Here is a 14,088-nt window from a genome sequence, read left to right as displayed (position 1 = left end):
CATTGGGTATTAATGATAAATTGTGTTTTATGTGTTTCATCAATATGCCAGTAAGCATAAAAAAGCAGGCGACAAGCGCCTGCGAGGATTAATTAAGCGGTTGCACGCTCATTCCATGAGTCGGAATGAATGATGTTGCCGTCTTTGTAGGTCCAAGTGATTTTTTCGTAACGCAGCTCAAGTTCTTCTAAGTGGTTATGTTTTTCTTTGCCCGGATCTTTAATGTCATGCATTTTAGGGGCGACTTTGACGACTTTGACGTTTTCAAGCTTAGTATTGAAATACTCAACTTCTTGGCCCGCATCATCAATGCGATACCATTTAAATTCAGCTTCTTTCAACGTTTGGCCTGTGGTTACGGCTTTATATAAATACGGACTAGACGCATCGATTTCTTTGACAAAAATAAATGGCGTATGAATACGCGTACCCGTCAATTTACCGGTATTGTTATCTGTCGGGATATAAAGGCTGTGGTCTTGTGCGACAACCTCAATACTTCCTTCGCGATCTTGTACATTGACAGATCCTTTAATGTCCGCACCACCATCATCTTTCAGCCATAAATAAACAGGAATAGCCATAATTACTTCTCCTTCATTGTGGAATGTGTGCCATCGTCCATCGATTGCACGGTTTTATTACTCAAGGCTCGACAAGCATCAGCTTGTGGCATTAAGCGAATTTCAACGCGGCGGTTACGGGCGCGCCCTTCAGTGGTGTCATTATCTGCAATCGGGTGATTTTGTCCGTAGCCTTGTACTGCGAAACAAGTTGGGTCGATGTCACTGGTTTCTATCATCCAGTCACGTACTGATTCTGCCCGTTTTAATGAAATTTTTTGATTAAGTTCAGGATTACCGGTGTTATCTGTATAGCCTGAAACTACAATTAACCAGCCAGGTTTTGCCTGAATATTGATGAGGGCATTGACTAAAACTTTGGTGGCATTGGTTTTTAAGGTGTACTGCCCGACATCAAACAGCGCTAAGCTATCCAGCGAGATCATTTGCGGCGCCTGTTGAATAATGACCGGTGCAGGTGTTGGGGAGGATGGTGGTGCCCAACTGCTCAATAATGTTTGCAAATAAGGGAGGAGATAACTGCCTTGATAGAGAGCCAGTGAATAAGCTGTCGGGATACCTTCGCGTTCCCAACGCGCCAGTTGTGCGGCATCATTTTGTAATTGTCGATAGCTGGTTTCTTTCGGCAATAACGGGCTATCTGGTAAATGCAAGAAACGGGCAGCATCTTCTCCAATATGACGGATAAGTTGTCGATTATGTTGATAGCTACCACAGAGTGCTCCAACTAAAAAAATACCAAAAATCAATCCAATAATACCGATTAAACGCTCACGTTGACTTAGGCTCACATCGTGATTTAGGCGGCGCAGAAGAACGTCAGGAAGTGGCAGTAAATGACCAGTTTGCGCTGTTTCTATAAGCGGCAATCCGGTCTTAGTTTCAATATATTGTTGCCAAATATTGTTTAGTTGACGATTAACGGATGAACACTGTATAGCCCAAGCAGATGGCGTTAATATCGGGGCTCCCGTTTGTGCTGTGGTTAACATAGGGACAAAAATGGTGTTTAACCAGTCCAATAAGGCATCAAACCAGAGTGAATTTTGTAGGATTTGTTGATGATTAAATTGTGGAGAGTCTGACCAGACAGAAAATGGCTTAGCCGTTGTACCTTCTTGTTCAACTACAAATTCTGGTTGATGTTTTAACAGAGTAAACCATGGGCTATCTTGATTATCGTTCAGAAAATCTTGATCTAAAATATCCGAATTTGAAAGATACACACTAACCCAAAATGGAAGGTTATGGTTTGTTTTTAAACGGCTTTCTCCAATCGCTCTACGCCAATCGAGAACGTCTTGAGCTAATGTTTCGGTCTGTATTATTTGTTCCGGCAAGACGGCATATAAAATAGATAACCGGCTAAATAATGAAGGTGCATATTCAGCAATTGTTTGCACATAATGTGTTAGCTCTGTGGGGGTATGGATTGGAAGATACCAGCCAAGTGCAGTTTCTCGTCGAGATTGCTGCTCGGCGAAAAGTGCCGCTGATTGACCACAAACGAGCACAATTGCCCCTTGATAATCTTGCGGCGGTAGAGCATCGATAAAATGGGTATCTATAGTGTGTAATTGTTGTTTGCGATACCAAAAGAGAAATACACCGGTTATTACGATAACTAACAGTGTTATAAAGATCGAAATAGTGCGTCCTAATGACCAAAATTCCCACAATAGCCACAAGAATAATCCTGCAGAAAATAGGGTGATCAGCGGTTTTATCGATTTACGCATTACTGTCCTTGAATCATCCATGATTGCAGCAAATGCTCTAGTGAAGCAGAAAATCCCCACCAAAGGGCGACTAAAAGAAGGATTCCCCCCAGCCAACCCAACATATAGAGCCGACGACGGCTAAAACGCAATTGGGGTTTTACAACTAGCGGCAGCGCTGATGAAAGCGTAATTGATGGAAGTAAGGCATCTAGCTGCGCCACAATACGCTCGCGTTCAGGATCATTTAGACGGCGAAATTTTCCAACAAAACCAAGAGTAAGAACACGATGAAAACAAAGCAGCACTTCTTGATTAGGATTTGTTTCCTTAAGTACCGTATTTACGCGATCCCACAGCTTATCACCGGCTTCTAGCGTATTAAAATAACGTGCTTGAAGCGGGGATTGCAGCCAAGTTTGATAGCCATCATCAGGAGAAGGACGGTTCATTATACTTTCATCTATTAACGCGCATTGAGCATATTGCATATGATCAATCGCGCGCTCGTCATAACCTTGTTGCTGTAAAATTTGTCGGGTTTTATCGATAAGCTCACAAACTTTGCGGTAAAAAACATTGCCATTTGAAATCGGCGAGCCTTGGCGTAATTGACAAACCATCAGCCAAGTATCCGCAAAAATAGCATCAATCGAGGATGAAGTGTGGGGATGATTGTTCATGAGCGTAATACCGCAAACAGTTCAAGTTGAATTTCTCCCAAGGTACTCGGGACATAAAATGCACACCGTCCAGTATCTAGCATGGCAGCACCGGCGGGATTATTAATATCAAGTACAAAGTATTGATTTTCCAGCCGTAATGGGAGAGCTGTTGGTACATGTGTCAGCGCACGTAGCGGGATACCATTGAGTGCGACATTCACAACATCGGCGACATCATCGGTACTTCCTGCTTTACACAGCAAGGGAAATTGGGTGGCCAGTAAATGTGTGGGAAGTGAAGAGCGTACGGATAAATAAAAATCTGCATCTTCACGCAAACGACCGTCGTGCAAATCGCCTTTCCAGAACGGTCCTTCTTTGCGTAAATCAATAGTGACAATACGTGAAGGCAGGCTAGCTTCAAGTAAGGTATTGAGTAAAGCAAATAACGGAGGAAATACCTGTTCAGGCTTGTCGTGCTGATAAGCAGGAATATCTTCAATTTGATGGTCGAGTGAGAACGTTAATAAGCTCCCCGCAAGACGAACCAGTTCTCGATATAAACATTCTGGATGTCGATTAAGTGATGCGATGAATTCATTGAGTACCGGCTCTGCACTATTCAGTGAATTCAATAACCAAAATAAAGAAACATCTGCGACCACAAAGTCAGCCATTTTCTCATTACTTTCACGGCGTAACGCCATTAATCTGCGGCGTTTTGCAACTAAACGATGCATAAACTCGCTCAAAAGTGAGACAAGAGCAGGGCTTCCTTGGCAAGACAGTAAAGGAGGAATAAAGTGCGGATCAAATGTCCATGCCCCTTGCGCATTACGTATTAATTTAGCCACGGGGCAAGTAATATAAGCACTGTTATCATCATGAGCAAAACGCAGACTAACAGCATGACGTAGCACCGCAATATCGGTTTGTTCATGACCAACAAGGTCTTGTACTTTTATCCACTCTTGATAAAAACGGCGAGGCCTTTCTGTGCCACCTTCTGGTACTAAGTTGCCGCCATTAGCCAGTAACAAGGGGAGTGCCAGCACGATATCCAGAGACGAGTGTTCGGCGTATTGGCTTAATTCTCGTACTGGAGGAAGATTATCGGCAAGTGTCGAGTCGATTATTGTTCCATCAGGAAAGCGAACCACCATCCGTTGTATACTTAACCGGGAAATAGTCAATGCGCTTTCATCAAATTCAGTACTGATCACACCCCACGGGGATGCCAATGTCATATTGGAAACCAAATTGGCTACATGGCTATCCCATTGAGCTTGCTGTTGGAATTGTTGAGGGGCCAAAAAGGCCCCATCCGTCCACAGGGGTCGGTAGATTTTCATCCGTGATAACCTTTAGGCTTTCGCTTTTGGCATTTGTGAAACTAAGGATAAATCCACATCCATACCTTCAACTTGGAAGTGGGGAACCGCATAAAGTCTAACGCGGAAAAAGCCTGGATTATCCTCAATATCCTCAACGACGACTTTGGCATCGCGCAGTGGATGTGAAGCCTGTAAATCATCACCCGGATCGGTCATTTCGGTAACCAGACCACGCACCCAGTTATTCAGTTCCAGCTCTAGCAGGCGTCTATCTTTGGTGGTACCGATGTTTTCACGTTGGATTAATTTCAAATAGTGGGCGATACGTGACAGCAGGAAAATATACGGAAGACGTGAGTTAATACGACTATTGGCAGTGGCATCTGCCGTATCATACAGAGCCGGTTTTTGTGCCGAGTTAGCAGAGAAAAAGCACGAGTAATCCCGATTCTTATAATAAGACAATGGAATGAATCCAAGATTAGCAAATTCAAATTCACGGGTTTCTGGGATCATCACTTCAGAAGGGATTTTAACTTGGCTACCTGTGCCTAAATCGAACAGATGGATAGGGAGATCTTTTACTGCACCGCCGGCTTGTGGCCCACGAATTTGTACACACCAGCCGTTGTTGATAAAGCTTTTTACCATATTGGCAGCAAAGGCAAACGAAGCATTAGTCCACAAATATTTTTCGTGATCTGGGCCTTTAACTTCTTCGACATAATTGAAACTACGTACCGGAACAGTATCAGGACCATACGGTAGGCGACCCAGTACTCTGGGCATAGTTAGTCCAATATAGCGTGCATCATCGGAGTCACGGAACGCTTTCCATTTTAAATATTCGGCACGATCAAAATAGTTACCAATATCTTTGATTGCCGCTACTTCCTCCATGGTATCTTTACCAAAGAATTTAGGGCCAACAGAACCGATAAATGGCATATGAGCTGAGGCTGAGACTTTGGAAATACAACGAAGCAAGGCAATATCTTGTGGACTACGGTCAAACTCATAATCCGATATCATGGCAGCAATAGGTTCGCCACCTGGAGTATCATATTCAGCAATATAGGTATGATGATAGAGGCCGCTTTGAATAATCTCAGGGCTATCTTCAAAATCTTGGCGTAAATCGTCTTTAGTGACGTCTAACAGTTCAATTTTAACATTTTGGCGAAAATCGGTACGGTCAACTAAGAATTTTAATCCACGCCAAGTAGATTCAATTTGTTGGAACTCAGGATGGTGCATGACTTCATCCAGTTGCTGACTAATTTGTTTATCTAGTTCAGCAATATGGTGATCAAGTAAATTACGGTCTAGGCGTTCAACTTTTTGCCCTGATGATTTAAGCCGATCGAGGAAAACCTGAACAGCAACAGTTACACGTTCATCGGCAGATGCATCAGCTAGAACAGCGTTATCTTGAAATGCGTTAATATCGCTTACTTCAGTCACCGGAGTAAGGTTAATTTTTTCGAACAATGAAGCGTAAACACCTTGAAAAGGTATTTCTTCCAGTACGGTAGTCTGTGTATTTGTAGTTAATTCATTATTTACTGACATCAGCATGATCCTGTGTTAAATCCAAATTAGTCTTTTTTGGGGGCCAGTTGGGCCAATTCTTCGCGAAGTTCGTCACTGAGTGCAGGATCTTTCAGAATATTTTCCAACTCACGACGAAAGGTTACGTTATCGAGAAGATTAGATTTGAGGTCGCGTAAAAGATTACGCATAGCTAACATCGCGCGAAGTTGAGGAATTTGGCGAGCAACTTGTTCTGGCTCGAAATCATTCATATTTTTGAATGCTAATGAGACGAGCTCTTCGCTTCCTTCATTAGCCAGCGTATTTTTAACGGACAGATTGATTGAGGGGGAAAACTCAGCGAGCACACTATCAAAGTTATTTTTGTTAATGTTGATTTTCTCACGCTCAGATAGCGCACGATTATCCTGCCCATGACTGTAATCGCCGACCGCTAATAACTTTAAGGGTAACTCAACTTTTTTCTGCGCTCCGCCCGTGTGCAAGTCTAACTTTATATTAACCCGCGCTTTAGGGACTTCATTTTGGAAGCTATCTGACATGAGAGGTATTCCTTCGGTTATCTTCTGTTATATGAAATTTTTTATTATTTAAAGTGGGATATTGGTAAATAGTTATAATTTAATTATAAAAATTTACCTTAGTGATCTTTTTTTACTTATATAACTGAATAATAAATAAATCAACTTTTCTTATTAATTATGTGATTGGAGTAAAAGAAAATATATTACTTTAATTCTCTATAGATGTAGCTGGCCAATCATATATATTTGTTTTTAAACAAAAATAGTCGACATGCTAATATGTAGCTATGTATATGTAACAGAGAATTTCTATTTGTTAATATGGAAATACATTAATTTTTCACTCGTATTAGTTGTGAAGTAGTAGAAGAATACTTAGCTATCGAGGCATAAAGTTAGATTTTGGGTCGGGAGGGGTATTGTTAGTCGATTGATTGTTTTTTATGCTATCGCAATAGTGTTAAATATCACGATATTTTGAGGGTTTATTTAGGTTTAATTTTGTCTGGGAATATACAGAGATTGAAATATAGACATTAAATTATTAGTTCTTACTTCACGTTTAAGGTGAAAATAATATATTATTATAAAATAGTTTATTTATGATTTTATTTAACTATTTGTTATATAAATATGGGCTTTTTAATCTGGATGTTTTTTCATAATTTTTAAATAGAGGGATAATGAAGTCTATATACTTTAGAGTGCTATTTTTAATAATTACTACATCTGGCTCTTCCATGGCGGAAGATTTGAAGACTGGCTACAATAAGCTACTTGCGCTTTCGTTGACTGATGATATCAGCGCTTCAAAATTAAAGTCTGATGGACTTAGTTATGAAAAATATTCATTACCTTATAATTTTAACGAACTTTATGTGAATGGGGATTATTCCTTTTCTGTACAATTACGAGGTAATTATCTTAAAGTAAAATCCTCATCATTTCATATTGATAATGTAGGTAGTTTACATGCTAGATGGGATATTTTTAGTATAGCCACTTCACCAAAGATTACTTATAAAATAAATGATAATTTTAGTTTTGAAAATGAGCTGGAATTTGGGTATGCCAATATGAAGAATAATTCTTCATTTCATGGTGATTTTCAAATGAAAGAATCATTACGTGAAGAGAAACTATTAGATTGGGATATTAACTCATTCCATATAACCCCTAAAGTTGGAATAAAAAACACTCTTAAGTTAAATAATAATGATCAAATTAATTCATTTGGACGCATATCATATATGTTTACTAATGAATTTAGAGATAAAAATAACACCGGAACATGGGCACTTGGTAGTGAATATGTTATGACGGATTTATTTAAATTAAATGAAAAGAATTTTAATCTAATTTTATCGGATAGTATTGGTGGGTTTTATGGCAAGAATTATAGGGAATTATCATTTGGTGTTATAAACAATATATCACTTTCTTTAGAAGCACCGATTGATTTTTATGATGACCAATTAAAAATCAAAATGGGCGTTGGATACCTATTAGGTGATAATGCTCATGGTATCACTTTTATTTTAGAAATTAGATAGCCTTAGCAAGCCAATTATGATGTTTTTTAGTTACCTCTTTCTAAGACAGACAGCACTTGTTCCTTTATTATGCTATCTGTCTTGTCTTTTGGGGCGCAGATAAAAATACGTGCTAAAGTAGATGATTATTGTGCGGGTAATATTTCAGCCGCACGTAGCATTAGTCCTTTGGCTACAGCATTAAAAGTATCATGCTGAATAATTTTTTTGCGGTCAAATTTTTGATATAAAAGGTTTTTTAATGCGGGAACTAAAGTGGAGCCCCCAGTACAGACAATATAATCAATTTGCTCTGGATCAACTGCTAACGTAGACAATAGCGAATCAATTGAGGCAGAAATCTTCTCTAGAATTTTACTTAACGCATTATTTAAATCTGCCTGAGAAACTTGTAATTCTAAATTATTCTCTACGAAATCTAAATCTATGATAGTGTTTTCTACTGAAGATAAAGTCACTTTAGCATTTTGTACTTGTTTCAATACATTATGCCCGAGACGTTGATTAAGTACCTTTATTAATCTTTCCAGCGCGGTATTGTCTTCAACTTGTAAAGCAATTTGCTTTATATCATTGATATTTTTGAATTTATACTGTTCATAAATCGAACGCCAACAAGACATATCATAGAAAAAATGATTAGGGATCGTGATACTTGGATTTCGTTTAAGTTTACTTCCTCGGCCCAATAAAGGCATTACACTGCACATACTAAAATCTTTATCAAAATCATCACCACCTAAATGAACCCCCACAGTTTCAATCGGTAGTTTTTTTCCGGCGCTAAAATCGTCACTGTTGAATAAGCAAATATCACTGGTTCCACCACCAATATCGACGGTTAAAATAGTGGTATTTTCTTCAGTGTGATGACTTAAAAAGGAATAGGTCGCTGCAATAGGCTCTAATTCAAATTCTACTAGTTCAAATCCCGTACGCTGAAAAATACTTTTAAGATCGGCTTGAGCTTTTGCATCGGCCACGGGATCTTGATCAATAAAGAATACTGGACGACCAGCAAGTACCGCTGTTAAAGAGTAACCAATATCTTTTTCTACGGTCTCTTTGATGAAACTAATATACGAAGTTATGATTTCTTCAAAAGGAATTAATTGCCCATGGATCATGGTGCTTGAATCATAGATTTTTTTGCCCAGCAGCGATTTAAACGAAGTAAATAGTCGTCCTGGGATCAAATCGTAATAGCTGGTTAAAGCTTCATCACCGAACAACGTGGATTTAGTCTCAAACTCAAAGAAAATCGCACTAGGAAAGGAATAACAAACCACTTCACCAACAGAGTTTTTCACCGCTACACTAGTATTACTGGTTCCAAAATCAAATCCACATACAGCTTTTGACGATAACATTCAAATTTTCCTCTGAGTTTTACGTGAGTCTATAAGGGGTTATTCGACAACTCACAAAATCTGTTCTTTATTGCTGTTTATTATTGAAATTAATTAATTAAATACCACAGGGCAGGGAGCGAGCCCGCCAGTAATAGATAGAGTGCTATTTTCTCAGCTGTTAATAATGATTTTTTCTGTTCAGATTGTTGTTGGCTACGGGCATATAGAAATACCAGCAATCCAGGCGCATATAACACAACGGATAAGAGCAAATTCATTATACCAGAGGCATAAAGAAGCCATATTCCGTATAAAGCAGCACAAGCACCAACAAATAATAATGCTTTACTGCTGCGCTCAATAGCCATTTTTACCAGGAACGCACCGACTAAAAAATAAGGGACTAGGATCATCTCAGAAGCAATGGTTAATAAGGTATTATAATTACTCCCGCTAAGCCAAATTAACACTAATGATAATTGTACAGCACCATTAGTTAGCCACAGAGATGATGAGGGGGCATCATTGTTATTTTGTTTATTAAATATTTTAGGAAATGATCCATGCAATGCAGCAATATAGGGTACTTCAGCTGCCATAATGGTCCAACTTAAATATGCACCACAGACTGAGACTATTAAACCTGCAGCAATTACTATTTCGCCAACAGAGCCTATCATGCTTACCATCAACGTGGCCATTGACGGATTTCTTATTTCAGCTAATTCTGCTCGTGGCATAATACCTAATGAAAGCAGAGTCACTAAAATGTAAATAATTAACGCCGAAAATACGGCTAAAACAGTGGCTAACCCAACATCACGACGATTACGAGCACGGGCAGAAACGACCACCGCACCTTCAATACCAATAAAGACCCACAGCGTAATTAGCATGGTATCTTTAACCTGTTGCCAGACCGGAATATCCAGATCAAGCCCTGAAAAATCAGCATGGAAGGTATCCCATTTGAAGGCGATAAAGGCTAAAACAATAAATAAACCAAGCGGAACTAATTTAGCCATAGTGGCTAATTTATTAATTCCTGCTGCGGTTTGTACTCCGCGTAAAACTAACCCGTGGACTACCCATAATAATATTGATTCGCCAATCAGTGCTTGCCATGTATTACCTTCACCTAAAATTATATTTTCTGGCGTATCGGTGAAGAAACTTAAAGCGGCGAAGACAATAACTAGATAGGAAACATTAGCAATAACCGCACATAACCAATAACCCCAGGCAGAACAAAAACCTACTAATTCACCAAATCCAGCTTTAGCATAAGTGAATATGCCACCATCTAGGTCTGGACGAATACGAGAAAGTAACAATAGAGCGAACGCTAAAAATAAAATGCCTATTCCGGTAATTGACCAGCCAATGATTAGCGCTAAAGGACTCGCAACTTCCGCCATATTTTGTGGCAGACTAAAAACACCCGCACCTACCATTGAACTTAAAACTAAGGCGGTTAATGCAGTCAGGCTTAATGTATGCTTCAAAGAGGTGATCCTAACGTATAAAATAATGAAAACAAAAAGTTAATCAATCACTGAGATAGAGCAACTCACTTAACTTATATACCCTAATAATCTGAATCACAGAAATATAATCAATAATAGCGCCAAATATTTCATTGAATAGTCCCGAGCGATAAAATGAGACATCATGCTACTGCGCGATATTTGATGGATATAAAGCAATAAACCAGAGAGTTTGGTCATGTCATTAAAAATGAACAGTGAATTCTACGGATCATACTGGGGATATGCAACGGTAAAATATGCAGAAAAAAAGCTATTTTATGCAATCTATAGGTATTGAATATTATTACAGCGGATAAATATGATTTAGTGCATATTAGGCTATAAAAAACGGGTCTAATGTGACCCGTCTTTTATTAAGATAATAACACTATTAATCGATTACTTGAACAGATCCGCACTGATAGTGACACTGCCACCATTGGATTGCCATTCACGCGTAATATGATAATACTTCGCCCCTTTTTTCTCGGCACGTTTAGCTACCTGATAACGTACTTCTGGCGTCGTGGTGTAATAGCCTGAGAAAGTGATTGAATCAAAAGGCACCATTTGTGCTGCAGTGACTTTATTCACTTCTTCAATAGAGTAACCACTTGGCAGAGAAACGCTAGTTTTCCCAGAAGATGAGCTCGAAGTTTCAAAGAAATTACCAATCGCTGCTGTAGGTTCAGCAGAAGAGGCAACGCCAGGGATTTTAACTTTTTTAGCGGCTTCGCCACCTTCAGCTAACAATGCACGACCTTTCTCTGAATCTGCAGGAATAACCGCTTCTTCAGTCAATACTTGGCGTTTAGGCGCATCTTTTTTATAGATATATGCGGTTGCTAACGTATTACCGCCATCATTTTGAGCTATATTTCTTACCACATAAAATGATGCAGCGCCTTTTTTGCGAGCTTTTTTAGCCAGTGCTTCATACAAATCGGGTTGAGCAGGGTAAAAACCACTAACGGTTACCGTGTCAAAAGGTTCATACTGAGTCGCTTGCTCTTTAGTGAACTCTTGCATTCCTGCAAATACACGCAATTTTTCACTTGATGCTTTTTCGGCTTCTTTAGCATACAGGTCTGCGACAACACGCAGGTTACCGCTATCACCAACATCATCCAAACTTTGGATATAAAACGCGTGAGCACCTACTTTATCTGCTCGACGAGATACAGCATCTGCCGCCTCATAAATCGCATTAAAACGGCCTGTTACGGTAATCCGCTCATACGGTTTAAATTCGGCAGCCTGCTCAGGCGTAAGTTCCACAGCTGCTTGTGCAGCAATAATGCTAGTTAATGATAACACCGCGGCAGCGATGACCGTCGTTTTCAGCTTCATACAAAATCCTTCCGCCTTGCGCAATTTATTATAAACGTGCTGAATCATATTTGTACCACATAGCCGCTAATTATTACACGTTCTAAACACTCTTGTCCCATGATTTTATTTTCACTAGTAAAAAAAACGTTACTTGGTAGTGATATTTACCAAAATATTTCACATATCTAGTGTTTTATTGACTTAAAACTAAGATTTTTGCCATTAATTCAATTTACTGTCATAGAACTGCGATCAATTATGGATCATCAGACGTATTTTCAGTAGGTTATTAGAACATTGATAAGATGTTTTGTTTGAAAATAGGAATATTCCACGTAGGAATCGATCTATTCTCAATCTGTGAAATAATTGAAAAATTACTTAAAGCTTTAAAAGGGAACATTATGCGTATTGGTATACCAAAAGAAAGATTTGCCAATGAAGCTCGTGTTGCTGCCACGCCATCAACCGTAAGCCAATTGTTAAAACTTGGTTTTACTGTGTCTGTAGAACGTGGGGCAGGACATCTGGCAAGTTTTGAAGATGCTGCGTATGAACAAGCAGGTGCGGAGATAGTCAGTCGTGAGGTCGCATTAGATGCTGACCTTATTCTTAAGGTCAATGCGCCTGAAACAGACGAAATTGAACTTATTAAATCGGGCGCAACGTTGGTTAGTTTTATTTGGCCAGCACAAAATCCTCAATTACTTGAAGCATTAAAAGCACGTAATATTAATACATTAGCTATGGACTCGGTTCCACGTATTTCCCGAGCTCAATCATTGGACGCATTAAGTTCGATGGCTAATATAGCTGGATATCGCGCTATTGTTGAAGCGGCTCATGAATTTGGACGCTTCTTTACTGGACAAATTACCGCGGCGGGTAAAGTTCCACCGGCTAAAGTTATGGTGATCGGTGCGGGTGTTGCTGGCCTTGCTGCTATCGGTGCTGCCGGTAGTTTAGGCGCGATTGTTCGTGCGTTTGATACTCGCCCTGAAGTTAAAGAGCAAGTGCAAAGTATGGGCGCTGAATTCCTTGAGCTTGATTTTAAAGAAGAAGCAGGAAGCGGTGACGGTTACGCTAAGGTGATGTCTGAGGCCTTCATTAAAGCTGAGATGGAATTATTCGCAGCTCAAGCGAAAGACGTAGATATTATCGTCACTACGGCGCTTATTCCTGGTAAGCCGGCCCCAAAATTAATTACTGAAGATATGATTTTATCGATGAAACCAGGCAGTGTGATCGTCGATTTAGCCGCTCAGACAGGTGGAAACTGTGCATTAACTCAGGCTGATAAATTGGTTGTAACAGATAACGGGGTTAAAATTATTGGTTATACCGATTTACCAAGTCGTTTACCGACTCAATCATCTCAATTGTACGGGACTAACTTGGTCAATTTGCTGAAGTTATTGTGCAAAGAAAAAAATGGCGAGATAAATCTTGATTTTGATGATGTAGTTATCCGCGGCGTAACTGTGGTCAAAGAAGGTGAGGTTACTTGGCCAGCACCACCAATCCAAGTTTCTGCTCAGCCACAAGCTAAAGCACAACCGGCACCAGCGGCGGCTAAAGTAGAGAAACCGAAAAAATCACCGGTAATTAAATATGGATTTATGGCGCTAGCGATTATTTTATTCAGTTGGTTTGCGAATGCCGCACCTAAAGAATTTTTATCACACTTTACCGTGTTCGCACTGGCCTGTGTGGTGGGTTATTACGTAGTATGGAATGTTTCTCATGCACTACATACCCCGTTAATGTCGGTCACAAATGCGATTTCTGGTATTATTGTTATTGGGGCGGTATTACAAATTGGCAGTGGTGGTTGGGTGAGTTTCTTCTCCTTTATCGCTATTTTAATCGCCAGTATTAATATCTTTGGCGGTTTTACCGTCACACAACGCATGTTAAAAATGTTTCGTAAAGGGTAAGGAGTA

Annotated in this window: 11 protein-coding genes; 2 read left to right on the top strand and 9 right to left on the bottom strand. The window is 39.6% G+C overall.

Annotation, left to right across the window (positions count from 1 at the left end; all coding sequences use genetic code 11):
* Window positions 1-92 precede the first annotated feature (92 nt).
* From M992_RS09870 to tssB, 6 genes are read right to left on the bottom strand one after another with little or no spacing between them, the layout of a single operon-like run.
* Window positions 93-584 (bottom strand): Hcp family type VI secretion system effector, encoded by a 492-nt coding sequence (locus tag M992_RS09870; RefSeq protein WP_047254619.1) that lies wholly within the window; start codon window positions 582-584, stop codon window positions 93-95.
* A 2-nt stretch (window positions 585-586) separates the two neighbouring features.
* Window positions 587-2,323, bottom strand: a complete 1,737-nt coding sequence (locus M992_RS09865; protein ID WP_053908372.1) for an OmpA family protein — start codon at window positions 2,321-2,323, stop codon at window positions 587-589.
* A complete protein-coding gene (gene tssL / locus M992_RS09860) occupies window positions 2,323-2,985 on the bottom strand; it encodes a type VI secretion system protein TssL, short form (RefSeq protein WP_053908370.1) in 663 nt (220 codons plus the stop codon). The genes M992_RS09865 and tssL overlap by 1 nt, the downstream gene beginning before the upstream one ends.
* Window positions 2,982-4,319, bottom strand: a complete 1,338-nt coding sequence (gene tssK / locus M992_RS09855) for a type VI secretion system baseplate subunit TssK (protein ID WP_053908368.1) — start codon at window positions 4,317-4,319, stop codon at window positions 2,982-2,984. The genes tssL and tssK overlap by 4 nt, the downstream gene beginning before the upstream one ends.
* Before the next feature lie 12 nt (window positions 4,320-4,331).
* Window positions 4,332-5,879, bottom strand: coding sequence for a type VI secretion system contractile sheath large subunit (tssC, locus tag M992_RS09850; RefSeq protein WP_134473680.1), 1,548 nt, complete (start codon window positions 5,877-5,879; stop codon window positions 4,332-4,334).
* 20 nt (window positions 5,880-5,899) lie between these two features.
* Window positions 5,900-6,397, bottom strand: coding sequence for a type VI secretion system contractile sheath small subunit (gene tssB / locus M992_RS09845; protein ID WP_053908364.1), 498 nt, complete (start codon window positions 6,395-6,397; stop codon window positions 5,900-5,902).
* A 722-nt stretch (window positions 6,398-7,119) separates the two neighbouring features.
* Between tssB and M992_RS09840 the strand changes: the two genes are divergently transcribed.
* Window positions 7,120-7,932, top strand: coding sequence for a porin family protein (locus M992_RS09840; protein WP_248842514.1), 813 nt, complete (start codon window positions 7,120-7,122; stop codon window positions 7,930-7,932).
* A 125-nt stretch (window positions 7,933-8,057) separates the two neighbouring features.
* Here the strand turns inward: M992_RS09840 and M992_RS09835 are convergent, their stop codons facing one another.
* From M992_RS09835 to ydgH, 3 genes are all read right to left on the bottom strand, one after another.
* Window positions 8,058-9,302, bottom strand: coding sequence for an Hsp70 family protein (locus M992_RS09835; RefSeq protein ID WP_053908360.1), 1,245 nt, complete (start codon window positions 9,300-9,302; stop codon window positions 8,058-8,060).
* 89 nt (window positions 9,303-9,391) lie between these two features.
* Window positions 9,392-10,789, bottom strand: a complete 1,398-nt coding sequence (locus M992_RS09830) for an amino acid permease (protein WP_053908359.1) — start codon at window positions 10,787-10,789, stop codon at window positions 9,392-9,394.
* A gap of 423 nt (window positions 10,790-11,212) precedes the next feature.
* Window positions 11,213-12,163, bottom strand: a complete 951-nt coding sequence (ydgH, locus tag M992_RS09825; protein ID WP_053908358.1) for a DUF1471 family protein YdgH — start codon at window positions 12,161-12,163, stop codon at window positions 11,213-11,215.
* Between the two features lie 386 nt (window positions 12,164-12,549).
* On the opposite strand from ydgH, the gene pntA reads away from it, so the two are divergent.
* Entirely contained in the window at window positions 12,550-14,082 is a 1,533-nt protein-coding gene (pntA, locus tag M992_RS09820) for a Re/Si-specific NAD(P)(+) transhydrogenase subunit alpha (RefSeq protein WP_053908357.1), read from the top strand.
* The last annotated feature ends 6 nt before the right edge of the window (window positions 14,083-14,088 follow it).

Source organism: Moellerella wisconsensis ATCC 35017 (assembly GCF_001294465.1).
Classification (GTDB): domain Bacteria; phylum Pseudomonadota; class Gammaproteobacteria; order Enterobacterales; family Enterobacteriaceae; genus Moellerella; species Moellerella wisconsensis.
This window is presented reverse-complemented; position numbering and strand designations above follow the sequence as displayed.

Coding starts and splice junctions, on each gene's coding strand:
- M992_RS09870 (WP_047254619.1), bottom strand. CDS start 584: ATGGCTATTCCTGTTTATTTATGGCTGAAAGATGATGGTGGTGCGGAC.
- M992_RS09840 (WP_248842514.1), top strand. CDS start 7,120: ATGGCGGAAGATTTGAAGACTGGCTACAATAAGCTACTTGCGCTTTCG.
- tssC (WP_134473680.1), bottom strand. CDS start 5,879: ATGCTGATGTCAGTAAATAATGAATTAACTACAAATACACAGACTACC.
- tssK (WP_053908368.1), bottom strand. CDS start 4,319: ATGAAAATCTACCGACCCCTGTGGACGGATGGGGCCTTTTTGGCCCCT.
- M992_RS09835 (WP_053908360.1), bottom strand. CDS start 9,302: ATGTTATCGTCAAAAGCTGTATGTGGATTTGATTTTGGAACCAGTAAT.
- pntA (WP_053908357.1), top strand. CDS start 12,550: ATGCGTATTGGTATACCAAAAGAAAGATTTGCCAATGAAGCTCGTGTT.
- tssB (WP_053908364.1), bottom strand. CDS start 6,397: ATGTCAGATAGCTTCCAAAATGAAGTCCCTAAAGCGCGGGTTAATATA.
- M992_RS09865 (WP_053908372.1), bottom strand. CDS start 2,323: ATGCGTAAATCGATAAAACCGCTGATCACCCTATTTTCTGCAGGATTA.
- tssL (WP_053908370.1), bottom strand. CDS start 2,985: ATGAACAATCATCCCCACACTTCATCCTCGATTGATGCTATTTTTGCG.
- ydgH (WP_053908358.1), bottom strand. CDS start 12,163: ATGAAGCTGAAAACGACGGTCATCGCTGCCGCGGTGTTATCATTAACT.